The organism is Halobacteria archaeon AArc-dxtr1 (assembly GCA_025517425.1).
In the GTDB taxonomy this organism is placed as follows: Archaea; Halobacteriota; Halobacteria; order Halobacteriales; family Natrialbaceae; genus Halostagnicola.
This window is the reverse complement of sequence record JAOPJY010000001.1, coordinates 672,151-692,879: the sequence shown is the minus strand read 5'-3', so window position 1 is coordinate 692,879 and position 20,729 is coordinate 672,151. Positions and strand designations below refer to the sequence as shown.

The following is a 20,729-nucleotide window of genomic DNA, read 5'->3' as shown; positions in this document are numbered from 1 at the left end:
GTCGAGCGGGGACACTGGTTGGGCTCAAAACAGTGCGTCGATCTCGTCGCCGGTGTCCATCAGCGAGTTGAACTCGTCCTGGCTGCTGGCCTGAACGGTTGCGGTCGTCTTCTTGCTCTCGATGGCGACCTGCTGGAGGCGTTCGATTCGAGGAACGTCGGTCACGCCCGAGAGGAGTACGACCGCACTCACCTCTTGCTTGCGATTGGTGGGATAGTCGCCGCCTCTGATCTCCATACTGCCGGTCTCCTCCTCGAGCCAGCTCCGGCCGCGTTCGATCCCCTTGCGGCTCAGCGAGGGCGCTGGCCCGGCTGCGACGACCAGTCCGCGGTCGGCGCTGCCGACGTCACACGGTAGCGTCAGTCGACCCTTGGTTGCTTTTCGGATGAGGCTGGTCATCCGGGTCGTCGCAGCGTTGTCCCCGCTATCGGAGTCGCCCATGAACCGCGAGAGAAGCCCGTCCTGGCTTCCCTCGATCGTTTCGGAGGCGTAGCCGATCGTCGAGACGCCCCCGCCTGAGAGGGTGTTGATGATCTCCGAGGAGTCGACGACGCTCTCGGCGACGTCGTCTCCCTCCCGTACCTCGCCAGCGGCGAACAGCAAGCCAAAGCGCATCGCGATTTCGCGGTTGATCTCGTCGTATCCGTCCTGGACCGATTCGCCGGCCTGTCGCCACGCGTCGTTGTCGAACAACAGGAGGTTATCGACTTCGTGAACGAACGTCTGGAACGAACGCGCCGCATTCAGCGTGTAGATGCCGCCCTCGTCAGTTCCGGGGAGGATACCGAGCCCGTAGACCGGGGCGGTGTAGATCTCCTTCAGGTGTTTTGCCAGCACCGGAGCGCCACCCGACCCCGTTCCGCCTCCCATGCCGGCGACGATCAGAAACGCGTCGACCTCGTGGATCGGGACCTGGTCGACCGCGCCCTGCACCTCCTCGATGTCGGTTTTGGTAACCTGTGCGCCGAGTTCGTTGTCTGCGCCGACGCCGTGACCCTTGACGCTTGTTTGGCCGATCAGTACGCGATTCGACCGGGGTACGCGCTCGAGTCCCTGGAGGTCGGCGGAGGCGGAGTTGACCGCGATGGCCGTCTCCACGAAGCGCCCGTCGACCGCCTCCTCGTAGGCCAAGAGCTCGTCGACTACCTTCCCGCCCGCCTGTCCGAAGCCGATGAGTGCGAGTTTCATATGTTCGGTTGTCCGTGGCCGCTCCGGCACACGTCGTCGCAGGCGTTTCAGTCCTGCCGCGCCGGACCGGGGTCCACGGCTCTACCGTCCCGAACGAATGGCATTGTTATGGTCACCATACACTCGATGAAAAGAGAGTCAGGTACCGAATACCATCATCCATCGAAAGGGGAATCGCCAGCCACAGAGCACCCGGATGTTGTATCACACCGTGTCACAAGCTGTCGCTTCGAGAGCAAGTCCTATACTCCACCCCGGCCAAGTGTCTGCTATGGATGACGGAACGTCACCGAGCCGGCGGTCGGTCCTGGCTGGTCTTGGGGCCGCCGCCGTCGGTGGGGTCGCCGGCTGTGTCGACGCTATCTGGTCCCCAGCTGGCAGCGGAAACGATTCTATCTCGGTGACAGTGAAGACAGTTCCTGGTGACGAAGACGCGATCGCTTCGCGGATTCTAGGACACCTTCGCGAAAATCTCTCTGCGGTTGGTATTACTACGACCCACGAGCCGGTTGCCGCCAACGAACTCTACCAGGACATCCTCATCGATCAGGACTACGACCTCTTCGTCACCCGTACGCCGGCGTTCGACGAACCGGACGTGCTCAGGCGCCTGCTCCACTCCCAATTCAGCGGTGAAGATGGCTGGCAGAATCCGTTCAACGCTACTGACGTCTCTCTGGACGCCCTACTCGAAGCGCAGCTACAGGCCACCGACGAGGAGCGATCGGAGCACCTTGAGGCACTGTTCGAACTCCTCGGACAGACCATGCCGTTCGTCGTCGTCGCCTACCCCGAGCACCAAAGCGGTCGACGAACCTCGTTTCCGGACGTTTCCCGGACGGCACCGAGTCATCCCATCGGCTACCTCGACTTACTTTCTCGCGAACCGAGCAGCGGAGCTCGTGAGGAACCGCTTCGGGTTGGACTCGTTCGTGGCGAGTTCACCGAGCAGCTCAACCCGATTGCTGCGGCGAGCGGGCGTGTAAATCCGATCATCGGATTACTTTATGATCCGCTGATACGATGGACAGGGACGGAGTACGTTCCGTGGCTCGCACTCGACCTCTCCTGGGACTGGGAAGACTCGTCCCGGGCGACAATCCTGTTGCGCGATGGACTCACCTGGCACGACGGTGAGGCGATAGACGCTGACGACGTCGTGTTCACGTTCGAATTCATAGCGGACACCTCACTGGGCGGCGCTGATAGCGCTATCCCGGCACCCAGATTCCGCGGCCGACAGACAGCAATCAGCTCCGTCTCTCGTGTCGACTCCGGAACCGTCGAAGTCGAGTTCGATACTGCCAGCAGAGACGTTGCAGAGCGGGCGCTGACCACGCCGCTGTTGCCGAAACATATCTGGGAGCCTCGATCCACCGTCGTCGACGACCACCTGACCGAGGCGCGCACGACCGAAAACGAGATGCCGGTCGGCTCCGGGATGTTACAGTTCGACGACCGGACGGCCGGACAGTCCGTCTCCTACGAACTTTTCACTGAACACGTCTTGTACAGCTCCGACGCCACCGACCGGCCAGCGATCCTGGAGAACTTTCCGCAGTACGACGGGCTCGAGTTTCACGTCGCACCGGTACAGGAGGCACTTACCGAGTTGTTGATCGACGATGAGATTGACGTTACTGGCTCCTCAGTTCCACCCGGAAGCGCACAGCGTATCCGCGAAAATACGAGCGTCACCCTCGATCACTCGCCGCCGGACGCCTGTTACCTGGTCGGATACAATCACCAGCATCCACAGCTCGGTGACCCTCGGTTCCGAGTCGTCCTCTCGTCGCTCATCGATCGGGAGTACGTTCTCGCGGAGTTTCTCGATGGGCACGGGACAGTGCCTTCTGGCACGGTCGAACTGCTCGGCGTTCGTGACACCGACCTCGACATCGATGACTCGTCGCCCGTTTCCTTTCCCGGCTCCGACGGAGAACTCGACGTCGAGGCCGCTCGGTCGTTGTTCGAAGCGGAGGGGTATCAATACGCCGACGACCAACTCCTCGAGTGACCCCCATCCCCCTGTTTACTGGTCTCGTTCTGGCAACCGGTTCGTATTAATGGGATCGACGTCGTAGTTTCAGATGATGGCTCTGGATGCCGTGGTCCTCGAGCTTCTGGTCGTCGCCCTGGCCATGCTCTCGACGGCTGCACTCGCACTTATTGGGCCGCGTCCGATAGTGCGGGCCATCCAGACTGGTAGATGGCGACTCGTCGCGATCGTCCCGCCAGCAGCGGCACTCGGTATCGTACTGCTCGTCCGAATCGTTACCCAGGATCGGTTCACCGACTTCTCCTGGAACGTCGGCGTCAACATCAGCTCGCATCTGTTTGCGATCGAGGAGACGATTCTTCCGTGGAATCCGGTCATCGTGTTGCAGTCAGTCCAAACTGAGAGCCTCACGTCACTTGCGGCCTTCATTTACGTCTATGGATACGTATTCTTGCTGGCGTTTCCGTTTCTGGCCTACTTCGCTCTCGACGACGAGCGCATGGATCGCCTCTCCTCGTTACTGCTGGCGTTTACGGTAAACTACGGCGTCGGACTTGCCTTCTACACGCTGTTCGTCGCGTACGGTCCTCGAAACTACGATCTCAATCTCTTTACGGGGCTGCTGTACGATGCCTACCCCCACATGAGCCACCTGACGCACACGGTCAACGAGAACACGAACGTCTTCCCGTCGTTGCACACCTCGATGGCCATGACAGTCTTCTTCCTGGCCTGGCACACGCGCAAGGAGTATCCCCTCTGGGTCCCGCTCTCCGGGGCGCTCGCACTCGGTGTCGTGCTCTCGACAATGTACCTCGGCATCCACTGGTTCACGGATGTCGTCGCGGGGACGATGCTGGCTGCGATCAGCGTCTACATCGGGGTGAACTACACTACCGAAGAACTGCTCAGAGAGGGTGGACAGTCGCTCATCGCGGCGGTCGAACGGCTCCGAGCCGCCGCCGTCGACCGCTTTCGGTGGCTGCGAACCCGTCTCTCCTGGTAGCGGGACGTGGAAAACGACCCGCGGAATTACTCGTCGTTGAACCGAATTGAGGCGTTGCGATCGCTCGATCGGTAGATTGCGTCGACGATCCGTTGGACCGTAAGTGCCTGTTCGACGGTGCCGGTCGGTTCGGTCTCAGACTCGATCGTCTCGAAGAACTGCCGCTGTTCGTCGGTGTGCGTGTCGTTTTGAACTGTTTCGATAGTCGTATCCTCGAGGTGGTTTACACCCTCCGGGCTGGCCGAGTGAATCGAGAGGTCACCCTCCAGGAGATCGAATCGAGCGGCTGCGTCGCTCCCGCGGACGACGAATTCGTGTGTGGTCGGTCGGTTTGTCGCCCAGGCGACTTCAAGTGAGATCGTCCGGTTGCCGTGACAGCGGATGAACGCGCTCGCCGAGTCGTCGACGTCGAACTCGCCGGGGCCGGCGTCGTCGCCCCACATCTCGAGGTAGGCGTACTGCTCGCGCGTGCCAAAGGTGCTGCGAGTCGTCCCCCCTACCTCCTCGAGAGCCGGGAACTCGAGCAGGTGCATCGCGAGATCGATCGCGTGGACGCCGAGATCGATGAGCGAGCCGCCGCCGGCATCAGCTCGGCGAGTGAACCACGTTCCACGACCTGGAATGCCCCGGCGGCGAACGTAGTTTGCCTCGACGTGTGAGATCGTTCCGAGCTCGCCGCGTTCGATCCGGTTTTTCACGATACGGACGGCGTTCGCAAAGCGGTTGTTGAAGCCGACCATGGCAACGCTGTCACTGTCGGCAGCGGCCTCGGCAATCCGCTCGGCGCTTTCGATCGTGTGAGCGAGCGGTTTTTCCAGGAGGAGGTGGCGGTCAGCCGCCAACGCATCGACCGCGTACTCTTCGTGGTATCGGTTGGGCGTCGTGACGATGACGGCGTCGACGGCATCATACAGCTCCGTGTGATCCTCGTATACGTCGACACCGTACTGCTGTGCAAAGCGACGCCTCGCCTCCCGAGACACGTCCATGCCGCCGACGAGTGGCACGCCGAGGTCGAGCAACCGCTCGGCGTGGTATCGGCCGATATTTCCCAGGCCGACGATACCGGTTCTCACGTCTGTTCGTTCAGTCGTCATCAGTTTCGTTCAGTTGAGAGGGAGTTGCGCTTCGATATGCGGCCGATCAATGTTGGGTAGGTCCGGCCGATACCGTCTCTTGTCGCCCAAGTGCCTTTGGTCCGTCGCCGATTTGCGTGCTGCGAACGGCAGCCGTCGAACCGGCGTCGTCGATCGATCCCACGCGGTGTCCGTCAGAACGCTTAACCACCGGGGTCGAGAGTATGCGCCCATGCGCGGGCTTCTTCTGCAACTCGACACGACGCAACTCGCCGATGGCCTCGATAGTGTCTATCCCGGGACGTTGCCGGGGCCAGCCCAGATCCTGTTTGCCGTCCTCGTACTCGTCGTGGGCTGGTACCTCTCGAAGCTTGCCGTCCGGCTCACCGGCCGAACGGTCGCCCGACGGATCGAGCGTCCGAGCGTGACTCGGACGGCACTACGGGCCGTCCGGGGCTCCGTGATCCTGTTTTCGGTCCTGCTCGCAGCGGTCGTCCTCGGGGTAGAAGGGTCGGATATCTTGCTGTCGGCGGCCGTCCTCTCGGCGGTCGTCGGCGTCATCTTAGCGCCGCTTATCGGCAGTTTCATCAACGGAATTTTCATCTTGACCGATCGGCCGTTCGAGATCGGCGACATGATTGAGGTCGTCGACGAGGGACACACGGGGTTCGTCGAGGACATCACGATCCGGTATACGAAGATATTCACCCTCGAAAATACGTTTTTGGTCATTCCAAACTCCGAAATCCACACGCGCGACGTGATCAACTACTCCGCCGAGGACGAGCGAACGCGCATCTCAGTGCAGTTTGAGGTCACCTACGAAAGTGAGCTCGCAGCGGCGCGACGTCATGCGGTTCGGGCGGCCCGCAGCGTCGACGCCGTTCTCTCCGGCGGCCCCGACATCCGGATTGGGAGCGCACGCTACGGCGCGGCACCGGTCTGTGATATCGTCGAGTACGCCGATCACGGCGTGTTGTTGCAGCTTCGGTTCTGGATCGAGAACCCCTACAAGCGGGCGCTGGTCAAGTCGGACGTACAGGCCGAACTTCGCCGTCGCTTCGCGGAGAACGGAATCGAGTTCGCTTACCCCCACACGCATCACGTCTTCGACGAAACGAGTGGGACGGCACGCGTCGCCGTCGACGAACCGGTGGAGTCGCCGGCCCGGCGACCCGCGATGGACCCCGAAAGCGAACCCGCAGATCGCTGACCGGGGGTGTGAATGCCTGTGGGTGGGTTACGCTGCGGCGTCGACAGTCACGACCTCACAATCGAGGTGATTCCGGAGGTAGCCTTCGATGTTCGGATTATTGGTAAACCGGCGCAACACTCGGCGCCAGCGGCTGGCCTGTTTCATTCCGATCACGACGACATCTGCCTCCTCGGCGGCGACCTCCTCTAAGATGCTCTCCTCGACGAGGAACCCGGTTCGAACAACGTATCTGGCGAAGTCGAGAGTGCCGAACTGGGACTCGACGGCCTGTTTTAAGTCGGCCCGGCTTACGGTCTTGCCGTTCTGATAGAGATTGACGTGCAAGACGGTCAACGTCGCGTCGCGTTCCCGAGCCACTGCAATCGCTCGTTCGAGGGTTCGCCGCGAGTGTGTTGTCAGTGGGTATCGTACGGGAACAACGACCAGCGTCATCACCATGTCGGACGTGACCCGCGTGGGTAAACGTTTCAGTTTCGCCGATGGATCTGACCAACGGTACCGTGGTCCACGCTGAGTGTGTCCAGTGAACTCGGCTACGCACGTCACGATAGGTTTTTACCACCAGATGGTAACATTCGGTTGTATGAGCGACTTCGAACAGTTCAGCGATGTCGGCGAAGCAGACGTAACCCGTGCGATTGGACAGGAGTGGACCGAGGAGTTCATGGACTTCTCGGATTCGGACGTCATCATCGTCGGCGGCGGTCCCTCGGGACTCACTGCCGCCAAAGAACTCGCAGAGCGGGGCGTGAAGACGATGGTCGTCGAGAAGAACAACTATCTGGGCGGGGGCTTCTGGCTCGGCGGCTTCCTGATGAACAAGGTAACCGTCCGCGATCCGGCCCAGCAGATCTTAGACGAACTCGACGTCTCCTACAAGCAGTCCCAGGACAGTGACGGCCTCTACGTCGCGAACGGTCCGGAAGCCTGTTCCGGCCTGATCAAGGCCGCCTGCGACGCGGGCGCGAAGATGCAGAACATGACGGAGTTTACGGACATCGTCATCCGCGAGGACCACAAGGTCTCGGGGATCGTGATGAACTGGACGCCAGTCCACGCGCTGCCCCGCGAGATCACCTGCGTCGACCCTATCGCCGTCGAGGCCGACCTGGTTATCGACGCGACGGGCCACGACGCGATGGCGATCACCAAACTCGACGAGCGGGGCGTCTTAGACGCACCGGGCATTCAGGACGCGAAGGCGCGCGGGACGGTCATGGACCAGACCGACGACGACACCTACGGCGCCCCCGGCCACGACTCGCCCGGCCACGACTCGATGTGGGTCGGCAAGTCCGAGGATGCCGTCGTCGAGCACACGGGCCTCGTCCACGACGGCCTGATCGCGACCGGGATGGCCACGGCGACGACCTACGGCCTGCCCCGCATGGGGCCAACGTTCGGCGCCATGCTCGTCTCGGGCAAGCGCGCCGCACAGGTCGCCTTAGACGAACTCGAGGTCGACGCCGATCCCGTCGACATCACGAGCCGCGCCGCCCCCGCTGACGACTGACGACGCAGCCACCCAGTGACTGTCTATGGTCGATCGACTCATCTGCTATCGCGCTCCGACGACCGTCGCCGACGTCGACGATATCGCCGCCTGGCTCCGCGAGCGCCTCCCGAACACCGAGGTCGACGTCCGGGATCGGTTCCTCGACGAGCACCGAACAGACGATCTCGCAGAGCAGTTCGCCGCCGCTCGCGTCCAGTCGCCGTACGAGCGCGAGACGGGGAACACGATGCTGGGGACGGTACGATACGAGGAGCGATTGCTCGACGACCCCCAACGCGGCGGCGGAGTACTTTACGACGGCACCCAGATCCAACGAGCGTTGAACGGCGCGATTCCGCCCTCCGAGCGCGACCTCCAGACGCTCCACGTCGCGGCCCTCGATCGGGCGATCGGCACTTGGGGCGACCACGACGGGCGCTGGCACAAGCGGGTGACCGTTCCTGGCCAACCGGCGCTCGTCTCCGTCCCCGGACTCTACGAGGCGCCCGCGAAGCCCGAGGCCTACTACAAGGAAAAACAACGCCACGCCCTGCTCTCCGGCGATTCCCCGCCGCGGGAGGTTCTCGAGACCCAGGTCGATGGCGAGTTCCTGATCGAAGACGATCCGCGGACGACCGACGCTCTCTGTGGATACGTGCTCCAGGCAGTCCACTACATAGAAACCGGCGAGGCGTTCTGTGAGAACGCCGGCTGCAAACTCTATAACGCCCACTACCACGAGGAGCTAATCGATGCCCAGCTTCGGGAGCCTGCGTTCTGTGCATCTCACACGACGGTGTACGGCCCAGACGATCGGTAACTGATTCCTACCAGTCGTTGGTGCCCCACCCTCGGGATCGTCGGTCTGTTGTCCTTCTGTCGTCCTCTCGCTGGAATTGAGTCGCCAGTTACTGATAGACCGGTGGTAGTTTCCGCATAATATATAAAAATAAGTGATTATTCACCAATACAGATTTACAATACTGTACTGTTATAAATACAGTCTCGAAAAGATGGTCATGATTACTCGAAAAAGTATATATGTGAACACTCCAGTTTCGAGAACTGCATGGCACGCGAACGGCCGGTACAACCCACTGACAAGTATCGCGAACACGACGACTCGGCCTCGAATCGGCGGTTTCTGAACCGCCGATCGTACCTCAAGATGGCCGGTGTTGCCGCCGCAGGACTCGGCGCCGCCGCCAGCGCGGGAAGCGCTGGCGCCACCGAGGACTACGAGGTAATCGAAGCACGCGGACAGGTGATCCGCCTCGACGACGGCGAGGTTTTCGAGAACAAGATCATCGATTTCGGCAACCAGAACTCGATTCAGATCAATGCCACCAGCGGCTCGCACACGATCCGCAACGTCGGGACGATCGGCACCTTCGAACAGTCCGATCAGCTGATCGCGGTCAACGCCCCCGCCGGCGAGACCGTCACGATCGAGAACTGCTACTTCGGTGAGGGAGATCCGAACGCCTCCTTCGACGACCGCGGCCGGGAGATCTGGGTCTCGCCCAGCCACGCCGGCAGCCTCGAAATCCGGCGCTGTAACTTCAATCTGGAGAACAACATGGCGATCTACGGCTGCCCGCCGAACCGCAACTCCGGCGGCGCGGGCGGTTCCGTCCTCTTAGAGGACTGTTACGCCATCGATCCGCATCACTCGGGCTGGCGCGTCTGTGGCGACGACACCATCCGAAACTGCGTCATCGAGGTCACCGAAGGCGCCTACACGAATCGGGGAATCTACATCGAGGCGCCGGGCGGGAACCCTGGCGCCGAGGTGACGGTCGAGAACTCCCACGTCGTGATGGAAAACGGCGGCACGACGCTGCGTCTGCACAGTGGCGCCAGCGTCGACGTCACCGGCGGACTCGACCTCACCGGCGGAACCAGCAACGCGAGCATCAGTGGGAACGTCACCGGAACGATCGGCTCGAACCCGCAGCTGTACGTTCCGGAGGGTGTCCCACAGAGTGCCGAGGAGGCCGCAACCGGCGCCGTCTCGAATCCCGGAAGCGGTGGTGCAGAGCCCGGCGACGGCGACGATAACGAATCCGAAGACGGCGACGAAGACGAGCAAAGCGACGGTCACGAAGACCTCCCCGAGAATGCACTCGAGGTAATCGGCAACGGTGAGCCGTGCCAATACACGATCCGGACGGAAAGCGAACTCTCGGAGGATCCAGATGTCGGCGAGATCGACGCCTGGACCGAGATCAACGGCGACAGCGCTACCGGCTGGGTCACCGTCTCCGACCGCACTGACGGCTACCGCTTCGACGGCGACCTCCTCGAGATCGAACTCCACGAAGGCAGCGCGGTCTTCGAACTCAACGGCGAACAGATCGACCCGGATGAGTATCCGTCGTCCGAGGGCGATCTTCCGGAGAATCTGCTGGAAGTGATCGGCAACGGCGAGCCGTGTCGATACACGGTCCGGACGGAAAACGCGCTTTCGGAAGATCCCGAGGTCGGCGAGATCGACGCCTGGACCGAGATCAACGGCGACAGCGCAACCGGCTGGGTGACGGTGCCCGACCGCACCGACGGCTACCGCTTCGACGGCGACCTCCTCGAGATCGAACTCCACGAAGGCAGCGCCGTCTTCGAACTCAACGGCGAACAGATCGACCCTGCCGACTACTCGGACGGGGACGACGGATCCCAAACACATCTGCTCGAGGTGATCGGCAATGGCCAGCCGTGTCGATACACGATCCGGGCGGAAAGCGAACTCTCTGAGGATCCTGAGGTCGGCGAGATCGACGCCTGGACCGAGATCAACGGCGATAGCGCCACCGGCTGGGTCACGGTCCCCGACCGCACCGACGGCTACCGCTTCGACGGCGACCTCCTCGAGATCGAACTCCACGAAGGCAGTGCGGTCTTCGAACTCGACGGCGAAGAGATCGATCCCGCCGACTACGCCACCTGAACCCCCTCCCCCGCTGACGCTCGACGCAGACGCCCCTCCACCGATTCTGCCCCACACCCCCACTCTCTGTCCCACACCACCACCCCACACCCCACTCTCTGCCCTTCCTCCACTCCCCGCTGGCCCCACCCTCCAACTCCTCCCGCCCTATCCTCCGCGGTATCGTCGTTGCATCTCCGATACGTTCCAGTCGCGACGCTCGGCTCTCGACCCGCTCGCGACAGGTAGGAGACGGATAACGAAAGTCATCACCCCAGTTGCAGACGCCAGTTGTCACTCATGGACTGGTCACTGACTCCTCTGGACTGGTCACCGACTCCCGAGAGCGAGAGCGGGCTTCATCCTCGAGTCGGAGCCCCGTCGAGCTCCGAGAGCGGTAAACGAACCGCCCGCGCAGCTCCCGAGCGTGATCGATGAGTCCGTCGCGTGGACTCGGCTCCCGATTCAAAGCGGAGTTCGGCGGGCAGATAGCCGGTATCCTCGGTGGCGGGCTGTTGACCGTCTTGCTGGCCCGTCTGCTGGGTCCCGACGAGTACGGCCTGCTCTTTCTCGCGATCTCCGTCTTCGCCGTCGTCGGCGTCGTAAGTAAACTGGGGATCGCGAAATCGGGGGCACGGTACGTCGCCGAGTACAAGGAGCAAGATCCCGGCCAGGTTCCACACATTCTGCGGACTGCACTGCTGTACAATACGGTGACGATCGTCGTCGTGGGAATCGCCATCGTCGCCGGCCACCAGTTCCTGGCCGAACTGATCGGCGAGCCCGAACTCGGGCCGTTCCTGGCGCTCGGCGCCGCGTATCTGGCCTTCGAGGCGCTCAAGACGTACGCCCGGCTGGTGTTGCAGGGCTTCGAGGAGATCGAACTCGCCGCCGCCGTCCACGCTGTCGACCAGCTCACGCGCCTCGGGTTCGCCGTCGGCCTCGTCCTCCTGGGTTTCGGCGGCCTCGGCGCGCTTGCGGGGTACGTGTTGAGCCTCGCGACGGCAGCGCTCGTCGGGCTCGGTGCGATCTATCTCCGGTGTTACCGCGACTGGACGGTCGCCCCCGAGATGGAGACCGGGCTCCGCCGCCGGATCGCCGAGTACACCGTTCCGCTCACCGCGACGAGCACCTCGAACGTCCTCGACAAGCAGGTCGACACGGTGCTCGTGGGCTTCTTCTTGACGCCGGTGGCCGTCTCGTTCTATACGATCAGCAAGCAGGCCGTCGAGTTCGTCGAAGCACCGATCTCGGCGCTTGGCTTTACCCTCTCACCGACGTTCGGCGCCCAGAAAGCGGACGGAAACATCGACGCAGCCGCCCGATTGTACGAGGAGGCGCTGTCGCACTCACTGTTGCTCTACATCCCTGCGGCCGCCGGAATCGTCCTCGTCGCCGATCCGATGATCACGCTCGTCTTCGGCGCGGAGTACGGCGGCGCGGTTCCGGTCTTACAGATCCTGAGTCTCTACGTGATCTTACAGGCGATCACCCGGATCACGAGCAACGGACTCGACTTCCTCGGCCGAGCGAAGTCCCGGGCAATCGTCAAGGGGATCACGTCCGTCCTGAACGTGATTCTCAACATCATTCTGATCCCGATGGTCGGCGTCGTGGGCGCCGCGATCGCGACGGTGATCACCTATTCGATGTACACGGGTGGTAATCTCTGGATCGTCCACACCGAGTTCGATCTCCGGTTCGGCTACCTCCTGCGCCACGTGGCGGTCGTCGTCCTTATCACGAGCGTGATGGCTGGCGCTGTCTCGATCGCGATGGGCTACGTCCAGGGACCGATCTCGCTGCTCTCGGCGGTCGCGCTGGGCGGCGCCGTCTGGGCGACACTCTCGGTGGCGACCGGCCTCCTCGACCCCCGCGAACTTGCCTCGAAGCTTTGAGCGCTGATCGACCAGCGCTAGTGACGGTCAGTTGATGGACACGGTATTCCCATCCTATGGGTCAGAAACCGTGATATAACAATTACCAGTACGGGGGATCGTGAGGGTATGGTTGGTCTTTCGGGACGGACGTCCAGGGAGAACGAAACACCCTTCGAGGAGACTCTCGAGGCGTTGTTACACACGGATCGGTACGAATCAGACGTCGCGTTCACGTCGGAGGCGTACGATATCGGGACCACGGCGTATCCGGAGTATCCGACGGCGAGCTACGAGAGCGACGACTACTGGCTCTTCCTGGAGGGACGCATCTACGACGAGCCAGAGCGAACCCGCAAACGGGACCTGCTGGCGGTTGCCGAGACCGTCTTCGACGGCGACACCGACTCGGTCGCCGACTGGGTGACCCGGACCGACGGGGAGTTCCTGCTGGCGGCCGTCGAGAAGTCCTCCGGTCGGCTCGCGCTGCTCAACGACGCGCTCGGGCGGCTCCCGACGTACTACTACGCCGACGGCGACTCGGTGCTGTTCTCCCGCGAACTCCGATATCTGGTGACGTCTCTCGAGACAGAGTTCGACCGGCTCGGCGCCGCCCAGTGTCTCTTACTCGGCTACTCTCTCGGCGAGCGAACGCTGCTCGAGGGTGTCAAACGGCTCCGACCGGCGACGCTTCTGGTCGTCGACGACGAGGAGGGGCTGGTCACAGAGCAGATGGTTCACAGCTACGACTTCGAGACGAACGTACACGCCGATCGCTCCCGGGAGCGAAACGCCGCCGAACTGGTGTCGCTGTTCGACCGTGCCTGCCGGACGCGTGCGAATCCAGACGGGCAGGACGTCGTCTCGCTCAGCGGCGGGTTAGATTCGCGAGCGGTGCTCGCAGGCTATCGGCGGGAGGGACTGGCGCCGACGGCGGCGACGATGGAGTCCCCTCAGTACGTTCCCGAGTCGGACGTCGAAATCGCCGAAGAAATCGCGGCGGCCTGCGAGACGGAGTGGCAGACCTATCAGATCTCGCATCCGTTGGGATCGGATCTCGAAACGCTAGTCAAGACGAAAAACGGGCAGATCGGGCTGCTGACCTCGTTTATCCTGAGCTTCTTCCGGCAGCTCCAGGACGAATACGGCCGGGAGATGGCCTACGTCACCGGCGACGGCGGCGACAAGGTGTTGCCGGACCTGACACCGCCAGGGTCTGTTTCGGAGTCGAATCTCGTCGATCACGTCGTCCGGGAGAACAGCATCTCTCCGATCAAAGAGGTTTCAGAGCTTACTGACGTCCCGGAGTCGGAGATTCGGGCGAGCATCCGAGACCGTCTCGACGAGTACCCGGAGGACGATCCGGCTTCGGCATACGTCCACTACCTCGTCTACGAGCGGGGAGTGAACTACCTCTTCGAAGGCGAAGACCGAAATCGGTTTTTCTTCTGGAGCACGACGCCGTTTTACTCGTTGCCGTTTTTCACCTACGCGATGAACTGCCCGGCTGAGCAGAAGGTTCGGTACAACCTCTATCGAAGCTTCCTCACGCAACTCTCACCTGACGTCGCCGAGATACCACACCCCGACTATCGTGCTCCAGTCACCTCTTGGCGGCACGAAGCGGCCGGATTCGTCGATGACACGCTCTCGCGATATCCACGGCTGATGGAGGCGGTCAAGCCGATCATCAAATCGGTCAACAACCTCGATACGGATTCATCGATGCAGCCGGACACGATCCGGTGTATTCGCCACCAGATGGATCAGTGTGACGCGGTCGGCGACGTATTCTCGACGGCGGACGTCCACCGGTTCCTCGATACACGTGCGGAGAACCAGCGCGCCTCTGTCTACCGGATCTTCGCGCTGACGTCGTTCATCGACGATGTAAACTCGAGCCAACCGGTTCTCGAAACCAACCGAAACAGAACGTTCACATAAGCGTCGACCGATTTATGTATTGTTATTGTTCATTATAGACTGTATGTCCCACGCCACGCTTTGTGACGAGCCACGGACCGTCGAGCGCTGGGACGAGGTGCTTGAGGCGATTGCGGTACCCCTACGACGGCAGCTCGTAGTCGCCCTTCTAGACGCCCCGTCCGACGAACACATTCGGCTTCCGGAGGGGGTCGTGTCTCGGTCTCGCGAGCAGGATCGGGAGATGGTACGCCAGACGTTGGTCCACAGTCACCTTCCGAAACTTGCGGCTGCCGACTTCGTACGGTGGGATATCGATCCACTGCGTGCTGCTCCAGGAGTGCGGTTCGACGAACTCGCAGCCGTCGTCGAGACGCTTGCCAGCAACACCGATTCTCTCCCACAGTCGCTGACCGGAGGTGAGGCGTCGGAGACCGATCGTCGATGCGGGCCCCCAACCTGGATCGTCGACCAGCCGGAGTAGCTCAGTCGATCCGGCCGCCAGTGAGCCGAACCACTCCTGTTGCGTGCGTCTCGTGAGCGATCTCGAGCGAGCGCTCGCACAATCGCTCGTGGGCCGCGGTCACCCGCTCGGTGAGGCGGTTCGTCGGCGAGCGCTCGTATCGGAGCTTCGTCGTCGGCGGCGTCGAAAGGACCGTTACCACACGGAGAGCCACATTTGCGGGCGGTCCATACCACGCCTCGCTCGCGGCGGCGTTGACGAGGACCACGTGTCCACCCGACCCGACGAGATCACACCAGTCGTCGACCGCGCCGGCGGGATCAGGAAGCATCCCGACCACGAACGTCGCCAGCACGGCGTCGGCCTCCTCGACGGGTGGTCGGGTCGCGTCTGCTTGAACCACGTGGACGTTGTCGTAGTCGGCAGTCACTCGGCGCGCGCGCTGGAGGACCGGCTCGGTCACGTCGATTCCGACGACGGCTCCCTCCGGGCCGACAGCGTCGCGCAAGAACGGCAGATTCGCCCCCGTCCCACACCCCATCTCGACGACCGTGTCGCCAGGGTCGAGCCGGCAGGCCGCCGCCGCCCGCCGCCGGAGACGGACGATACCGGGCGTCCGTCGTGCCAGCAGGTCATAGAGGCGAGCCCAGCGGCCGTAGAACGCCTGCGTACTGTCGGTGGAGTCGTTCGAGTGGGCTGTCTCGGACATGTCTCGAGCTAGAGCAGCGATCGGACGGTGCTCGCAACCGACTCCGCATCCGGGCCGAGAACGTACGTGATCGGTTCGATTCCCATGCCGCCGGTCTGGTAGAGTACCGTCGCATCCGGCGTCTCCTCGACAGCCGCCCCGACGTTTGCGGCGACGTCACCGACCTCGTCGAACTCTGCGGTGACGTGGCCCGCTTCCTCGAGCGTCGCAAGCACTGCGGGATCGTACTGGATGTTCACCGCAGCGCTGGCGTCTGCACCATGGTCACGGGCTGCAAGCAGGATCGTCGCGACGTGCTCGGAGACGCCGAACTCCGGATCGCCGGGGACGGTCGCCTGGCCCTTGACGTCGAAGATCCGCCCCGGGACGCCCGCGACGTCGTCGACGTCCGCCGGATCGGGCGTGCAAGCGACGAGGTTCGACCCCACAGCGGGAATGAGCCCGGCGAAGCCGCTTGCGTTCTCTAAGATGCGCAGTCCCGACCGTACCGACGAGAGGACACGCTCGCTCGTTCGCAGGTCGCTCTCGGGATCGTGAATCCGGAAGCTCGAGCCGTGTTCGGCCAGTGCGGGAACGGCTTCTTCGTGCAGCGTTGCGAGGACATCGCCACCCCGCTCAAGTTCGCGGACGAGCACCTCGAGTTCGATCAGCGCCTGTGCCTGTGAAGTGTTGCCCGTCGCCAACCCCTCGGCGAGTTCAACGACGAGTGCCTCGACGCGCTCGTCGCCGGCGATCCGGTCGTTGACGGTCACCTCGCCGTGAGCGTACTTCGAGACGGCGCTCTGGCTGATTCCAAGCACGGCCGCTACTTCGCTCTGAGTCAGCCCCTCCTCGCGTAACTCCCCGGCGAGCATCGAACGCACCGTCGGTAGAAACTCCTCGACGACGATCTCCTCGACGAATCTCATTCGTTGTCGGCTGTACGTGACCCGGCCGGATAACTGTGCCTTCCTGTTCTCGCAAGATCCTGTTCGATCGGTGCCATCATCTCACCGCCAGCTATCGATTTCTGGGGAGAATATTTATTTGAAATCCCCACATCGACAGAGATGCAAATGCAACACATTCGCAAGTGGCAGCCACTGTTCATGGGGGCGTAAGATGCCGGTCAACGCCTACCATCGACCGACATCACTCGACGACGCACTCGAGCTCACGGCTGATCGGCCGGCCGACATCGAGATCATCTCTGGGGGGACGATCACGATGCCAGCGGTAAACGAGGGACACGACATCCCCGAACAAGTGCTCGACATCCGTGAACTCGACCTCGACTACGTCGACAACACGGACGAGGGGATCACGCTCGGCCCGACGCTGACGCTGACCGACGTCATCGAGGACGTCGACGTTCCACTCCTACAGGAAGGCGCTCGCCACAGCGGCGGCTGGGCGGTTCGAAATAGCGCGACGATCGGGGGCAATCTCTTCGCACCGGCACCGTTGGGGGACGCCGCCGTGGCGCTGCTGGCACTCGACGCCACCGTCGAGGTCCAGCGTAGCGACGGGTCGCGCGAAATTCCACTGGTCGAATTCTACGAGGGATCCGGCGAGACCGCACTCGAGCCGTCGGAGCTGGTGACGGCGATCCGCGTGCCCGAGTCTGGGGCCGAAACCGCCTATCAGAAGTTCACGCGCAATCAGGAGCCGGCACCGCCCGTAGTAACGGTGGCGATCGCGATAGAGCGAGACGCCGAGACGGTCACCAACGCGCGAATCGCGGCCAACGGCGCGGGCCCGCACCCGGTCCGACTGACCGACGCCGAGACGGCGATCGAGGGAACCGCCCTCGACGAGGCGGCGATCGAGCAGGCGGCCGACGCCGCCGCCGAAGCGGCCGACCCGCCGACGGACGCGATCGCGACGTCGTGGTACCGCGAGCGAATGCTCCGGAAACACTGCGCGTCGGCGCTCGCAGAGATCGGCGGTGTGGACGGAGACGACGTGAACGGAGCGGTCGAAACGGACGCGGAGGGAGAGAGATGAGTTCTAATTCGAAGATCGTCGAGCTGACCGTCAACGGTCGCACCGTCGAGGAGATCGTCCAACCGATGGAGCCGCTGCAGGCGGTCCTCCGGGAGAAGATGGGCTACACCGCCACCAAGACCGGCTGCAAGCAAGGCGGCTGTGGCAGCTGTACGGTTCTGGTAGACGGTGAACCCAAGGTCTCCTGTCTCGTCACGATCGAGGAGGCCGCGGGCAAGGAGATCACCACGCTTGAGGGGATCACTCCCAGCGAGGACGGCGAACTCCACCCGATCCAGGAGGCGTTCAACGAGCACTTCGCGATGCAGTGTGGCTACTGTACGCCCGGGATGATCATGACCGCGAAGGCGCTTCTCGATCGCAACCCCGATCCGACCCGCGAGGAGATCGTCGACGCCATCTCCGGGAACGTCTGTCGGTGTACCGGCTACGATCCGATCGTCGACGCCGTCGAAGCAGCCGCCGAGACGATGAACGGAGGTGGCGAGGCGTGAAAGAGCTTCGCGCCGTCGGCTCGTCGATCCAGCGCTCGGACGGCGACGGTCACGTCACCGGCCAGACTGAGTACGTCACCGACCGGAACTTCCGGGATCTAAAACACATCCACATGGTCCGGAGCCCGGTCGCCCACGGCGAGATCAAAGACATCGACATCTCCGGTGCCGAAGAGGTGCCCGGATTCGTCGACGTGCTGACCCACGAGGACGTCCCAAACAACGTTCACACTGTCCTCACCCTGATCGACATCGGTCCGCCCGAAGAACAGATCCTGGCAGCGGATCGCGTCCGCTACGAGGGCGAGCCGATCGTCGCGGTGATCGGCGAGACCAAGCGCGCGGCCATGGAGGCCGCGGCCGCCGTCGAAGTCGAGATCGAGGAGTTGCCTGCGGTCTTCGACGTCGAGGAGGCGCTCGAAGACGACGCACCGATCCTCAAACCCTGGGGGACGAACTACTTCGAGTTCGACGACAACGAAAACGAGAGCCGGAAGGTGCGCTACGGCGACGTCGAGAAGGGCTTCGAGGAGGCCGATCACATCATCGAAGGCGAGTACCAGACCAGCCCGATCGAACAGGCGCCCGTCGAGACGACCGCGGCGATCGCCAAGCCGGAGGCCGACGGCCGGTTCAAGGTCTTCACGAACACCCAGGCGCTGTATTTCTCGCTGGACAACACGGCGCTGATCCTGGACATCCCCTTCGAGAAGCTCCAGTTCATCGGCGGCACCGTCGGCGGCGGCTTCGGCGGCAAGGTCGACGTCATCGTCGAGCCCCTGGCGACGCTGGCAGCGAAGAAGACCGGTTCGCCGGTCCAGTACGAGTTCTCCCGGGAAGAGGAGATGCAGGTCTCCTCGCCGCGAGGTGCCTGGCGGATGTACTACAAAGACGGCGTCACCGACGACGGTGAGATCGTCGCCCGCGAGGTGACGAGTTACGCCGACGCCGGCGCGTACAACCGACACAGCCCGTACGCGACGACCAAACACGCGGCGAATCTCGGTGGGCCGTACCGGATTCCCAACGCCAAGTTCGACTGCTACTGCGTCTACACAAACAAGACGCCGTCCAGCGCGATGCGTGGGTTCGGCGTGACGCCGTGTTCGTTCGCGATCGAGTCACAGATGGACCGCATCGCCGAGAAGCTCGACATGGATCCGTGGGAGGTCCGCTTCAAGAACGCCTACCAGAACGGCGATATGACCCCCCACCGCAAGGAGGTCGAGGACGCGAGCGTGATCGAGGCGATGCAGTCGGCCGCCGAGCTGGCGGGCGAGGGGCTGCCGGAGGAGTTCAAACAAATGAGTTCGCTGCAGGACGCGGAGGTAGAACAATGACCAAAAAGCGCGGCCGCGGGATCGCCGCGGTTAACTACCCCTCGGGAATGAACCTGGGTGGCGACCCGACCCAGGCGCTGATCCACAGCACGACGACCGGCAGCTTCGTCGTGACGATCTCGAGTACCGACCTCGGACAGGGGCTGAAGACGGCGATGAAACAGATCGCTGCCGACGCGATGGGCGTCCCTGCCGAGAACATCATCGTCGACACCGGCGACACGGACACCGGCCCCCACTGTATGGGCACCTTCGCCAGCCGGGCGACCCACCGCTGTGGGAACGCGATCATCGACGCCGCCGAGGAAGCCACGGAAGCCCTGATGGAGGCCGCAGGCGAGGAGTTAGAGGCGGCGCCAGAGGACCTCGTCACCGACGGTGAGGGCAACATCCACGTCAAGGGTGCCCCCGACCGCTCGATCAGCGTGATGGACGTCGCGATGGCGGCCCACTTCGACCAGGGACGGACGATCTCGGGACGGGGAATCGGCTACAAGGAGAAGAGTACGCCAGATCCCGACACCGGCGAGATGGACCCCGACTCGACGGAGGCCCACGCCTGCGTCATCGCGGACGTTGAGGTCGACACCGAGACCGGTGAGGTCGACGTATTGAACCTGAACTGCGCCTATGAAATCGGCCAGATGGTCAATCCGGCGCTCGTCGAGGGCCAGATCGTCGGCGGCGCCCAGATGGGGATGGCCCACGCCCTCTATGAGACCACCGATCCATATTATCCCAAAACGGATCACCAGCCGCGCAGCTTCGGCGACTATCCGCTTCCGGGTCCCGGGGAAACTCCCGAGATCCAGTTCGACGTCTTAGAGATGCCCTCCCGGACGGGTCCGTTCGGGACCAAGGGAATCGGCGAGATGTCCGCGACGCCGCCAATCCCGGCGATCGTCAACGCGATCTACGACGCGATCGGCATCCGCTTTACCAAGCTCCCGGTCACTCCCGAACGGGTGCTGCGGGCGCTCGAAGGAAAGGAAGACGACGAACTCGGCGACGTACAGACGGTGGAGGGCTGA

The 20,729-nt window shown here is 63.0% G+C and carries 18 protein-coding genes; 13 read left to right on the top strand and 5 right to left on the bottom strand.

What is annotated here, in order from left to right:
• Positions 1–24 precede the first annotated feature (24 nt).
• On the bottom strand, positions 25–1,188 hold the full coding sequence (locus OB905_03560; protein MCU4925064.1) for a tubulin/FtsZ family protein: 1,164 nt from the start codon (positions 1,186–1,188) through the stop codon (positions 25–27).
• A gap of 271 nt (positions 1,189–1,459) precedes the next feature.
• On the opposite strand from OB905_03560, the gene OB905_03555 reads away from it, so the two are divergent.
• Both OB905_03555 and OB905_03550 read left to right on the top strand, forming a co-directional pair.
• Positions 1,460–3,205, top strand: coding sequence for an ABC transporter substrate-binding protein (locus tag OB905_03555; GenBank protein ID MCU4925063.1), 1,746 nt, complete (start codon positions 1,460–1,462; stop codon positions 3,203–3,205).
• 76 nt (positions 3,206–3,281) lie between these two features.
• A complete protein-coding gene (locus OB905_03550) occupies positions 3,282–4,193 on the top strand; it encodes a phosphatase PAP2 family protein (protein MCU4925062.1) in 912 nt (303 codons plus the stop codon).
• Positions 4,194–4,219: 26 nt separating this feature from the next.
• On the opposite strand, the gene OB905_03545 is transcribed toward OB905_03550, so the two are convergent.
• The gene (locus OB905_03545) at positions 4,220–5,290 is read right to left on the bottom strand and encodes a Gfo/Idh/MocA family oxidoreductase (GenBank protein MCU4925061.1); all 1,071 of its coding nucleotides are present in this window, start codon (positions 5,288–5,290) and stop codon (positions 4,220–4,222) included.
• Positions 5,291–5,501: 211 nt separating this feature from the next.
• Here OB905_03545 and OB905_03540 point away from each other — a divergent pair, with 211 nt between their 5' ends.
• Positions 5,502–6,482, top strand: a complete 981-nt coding sequence (locus OB905_03540) for a mechanosensitive ion channel family protein (GenBank protein ID MCU4925060.1) — start codon at positions 5,502–5,504, stop codon at positions 6,480–6,482.
• A gap of 27 nt (positions 6,483–6,509) precedes the next feature.
• Here OB905_03540 and OB905_03535 read toward each other — a convergent pair whose 3' ends face one another.
• Complete coding sequence (locus OB905_03535; GenBank protein MCU4925059.1) at positions 6,510–6,917, bottom strand: universal stress protein; 408 nt, start codon at positions 6,915–6,917, stop codon at positions 6,510–6,512.
• Positions 6,918–7,068: 151 nt separating this feature from the next.
• On the opposite strand from OB905_03535, the gene OB905_03530 reads away from it, so the two are divergent.
• From OB905_03530 to OB905_03505, 6 genes are all read left to right on the top strand, one after another.
• Positions 7,069–7,998, top strand: a complete 930-nt coding sequence (locus tag OB905_03530) for a sulfide-dependent adenosine diphosphate thiazole synthase (GenBank protein ID MCU4925058.1) — start codon at positions 7,069–7,071, stop codon at positions 7,996–7,998.
• A gap of 25 nt (positions 7,999–8,023) precedes the next feature.
• Positions 8,024–8,800: a hypothetical protein gene (locus OB905_03525; GenBank protein MCU4925057.1), complete on the top strand. Its 777-nt coding sequence runs from the start codon at positions 8,024–8,026 to the stop codon at positions 8,798–8,800.
• A 249-nt stretch (positions 8,801–9,049) separates the two neighbouring features.
• Positions 9,050–10,927, top strand: a complete 1,878-nt coding sequence (locus OB905_03520; protein ID MCU4925056.1) for a hypothetical protein — start codon at positions 9,050–9,052, stop codon at positions 10,925–10,927.
• 413 nt (positions 10,928–11,340) lie between these two features.
• Positions 11,341–12,804, top strand: coding sequence for a flippase (locus tag OB905_03515; GenBank protein ID MCU4925055.1), 1,464 nt, complete (start codon positions 11,341–11,343; stop codon positions 12,802–12,804).
• A 108-nt stretch (positions 12,805–12,912) separates the two neighbouring features.
• Entirely contained in the window at positions 12,913–14,727 is a 1,815-nt protein-coding gene (locus tag OB905_03510; protein MCU4925054.1) for a hypothetical protein, read from the top strand.
• Between the two features lie 43 nt (positions 14,728–14,770).
• Positions 14,771–15,190 carry a hypothetical protein gene (locus tag OB905_03505; protein MCU4925053.1) on the top strand — a complete coding sequence of 140 codons (420 nt, stop codon included), beginning with the start codon at positions 14,771–14,773 and terminating at the stop codon, positions 15,188–15,190.
• A gap of 1 nt (position 15,191) precedes the next feature.
• On the opposite strand, the gene OB905_03500 is transcribed toward OB905_03505, so the two are convergent.
• Both OB905_03500 and OB905_03495 read right to left on the bottom strand, forming a co-directional pair.
• On the bottom strand, positions 15,192–15,878 hold the full coding sequence (locus OB905_03500; GenBank protein ID MCU4925052.1) for a methyltransferase domain-containing protein: 687 nt from the start codon (positions 15,876–15,878) through the stop codon (positions 15,192–15,194).
• Between the two features lie 8 nt (positions 15,879–15,886).
• Positions 15,887–16,786: a helix-turn-helix domain-containing protein gene (locus OB905_03495; protein MCU4925051.1), complete on the bottom strand. Its 900-nt coding sequence runs from the start codon at positions 16,784–16,786 to the stop codon at positions 15,887–15,889.
• Between the two features lie 193 nt (positions 16,787–16,979).
• Between OB905_03495 and OB905_03490 the strand changes: the two genes are divergently transcribed.
• The 4 genes from OB905_03490 to OB905_03475 are packed head-to-tail and all read left to right on the top strand — an operon-like array spanning position 16,980 to position 20,729.
• A complete protein-coding gene (locus OB905_03490) occupies positions 16,980–17,864 on the top strand; it encodes an FAD binding domain-containing protein (protein MCU4925050.1) in 885 nt (294 codons plus the stop codon).
• The gene (locus tag OB905_03485) at positions 17,861–18,358 is read left to right on the top strand and encodes a (2Fe-2S)-binding protein (protein ID MCU4925049.1); all 498 of its coding nucleotides are present in this window, start codon (positions 17,861–17,863) and stop codon (positions 18,356–18,358) included. Before OB905_03490 ends, OB905_03485 begins: the two co-directional genes overlap by 4 nt.
• Positions 18,355–19,698: a molybdopterin-dependent oxidoreductase gene (locus OB905_03480; GenBank protein MCU4925048.1), complete on the top strand. Its 1,344-nt coding sequence runs from the start codon at positions 18,355–18,357 to the stop codon at positions 19,696–19,698. The genes OB905_03485 and OB905_03480 overlap by 4 nt, the downstream gene beginning before the upstream one ends.
• Positions 19,695–20,729 carry a molybdopterin-dependent oxidoreductase gene (locus tag OB905_03475; protein MCU4925047.1) on the top strand — a complete coding sequence of 345 codons (1,035 nt, stop codon included), beginning with the start codon at positions 19,695–19,697 and terminating at the stop codon, positions 20,727–20,729. The genes OB905_03480 and OB905_03475 overlap by 4 nt, the downstream gene beginning before the upstream one ends.

What these genes read in the sequence shown, in the direction of transcription:
- OB905_03475 (MCU4925047.1), top strand. Translation starts at nt 19,695, where the DNA reads ATGACCAAAAAGCGCGGCCGCGGGATCGCCGCGGTTAACTACCCCTCG.
- OB905_03510 (MCU4925054.1), top strand. Translation starts at nt 12,913, where the DNA reads ATGGTTGGTCTTTCGGGACGGACGTCCAGGGAGAACGAAACACCCTTC.
- OB905_03535 (MCU4925059.1), bottom strand. Translation starts at nt 6,917, where the DNA reads ATGACGCTGGTCGTTGTTCCCGTACGATACCCACTGACAACACACTCG.
- OB905_03540 (MCU4925060.1), top strand. Translation starts at nt 5,502, where the DNA reads ATGCGCGGGCTTCTTCTGCAACTCGACACGACGCAACTCGCCGATGGC.
- OB905_03495 (MCU4925051.1), bottom strand. Translation starts at nt 16,786, where the DNA reads ATGAGATTCGTCGAGGAGATCGTCGTCGAGGAGTTTCTACCGACGGTG.
- OB905_03555 (MCU4925063.1), top strand. Translation starts at nt 1,460, where the DNA reads ATGGATGACGGAACGTCACCGAGCCGGCGGTCGGTCCTGGCTGGTCTT.
- OB905_03520 (MCU4925056.1), top strand. Translation starts at nt 9,050, where the DNA reads ATGGCACGCGAACGGCCGGTACAACCCACTGACAAGTATCGCGAACAC.
- OB905_03560 (MCU4925064.1), bottom strand. Translation starts at nt 1,188, where the DNA reads ATGAAACTCGCACTCATCGGCTTCGGACAGGCGGGCGGGAAGGTAGTC.
- OB905_03515 (MCU4925055.1), top strand. Translation starts at nt 11,341, where the DNA reads ATGAGTCCGTCGCGTGGACTCGGCTCCCGATTCAAAGCGGAGTTCGGC.
- OB905_03505 (MCU4925053.1), top strand. Translation starts at nt 14,771, where the DNA reads ATGTCCCACGCCACGCTTTGTGACGAGCCACGGACCGTCGAGCGCTGG.
- OB905_03485 (MCU4925049.1), top strand. Translation starts at nt 17,861, where the DNA reads ATGAGTTCTAATTCGAAGATCGTCGAGCTGACCGTCAACGGTCGCACC.
- OB905_03525 (MCU4925057.1), top strand. Translation starts at nt 8,024, where the DNA reads ATGGTCGATCGACTCATCTGCTATCGCGCTCCGACGACCGTCGCCGAC.
- OB905_03490 (MCU4925050.1), top strand. Translation starts at nt 16,980, where the DNA reads ATGCCGGTCAACGCCTACCATCGACCGACATCACTCGACGACGCACTC.
- OB905_03530 (MCU4925058.1), top strand. Translation starts at nt 7,069, where the DNA reads ATGAGCGACTTCGAACAGTTCAGCGATGTCGGCGAAGCAGACGTAACC.
- OB905_03500 (MCU4925052.1), bottom strand. Translation starts at nt 15,878, where the DNA reads ATGTCCGAGACAGCCCACTCGAACGACTCCACCGACAGTACGCAGGCG.
- OB905_03550 (MCU4925062.1), top strand. Translation starts at nt 3,282, where the DNA reads ATGGCTCTGGATGCCGTGGTCCTCGAGCTTCTGGTCGTCGCCCTGGCC.
- OB905_03545 (MCU4925061.1), bottom strand. Translation starts at nt 5,290, where the DNA reads ATGACGACTGAACGAACAGACGTGAGAACCGGTATCGTCGGCCTGGGA.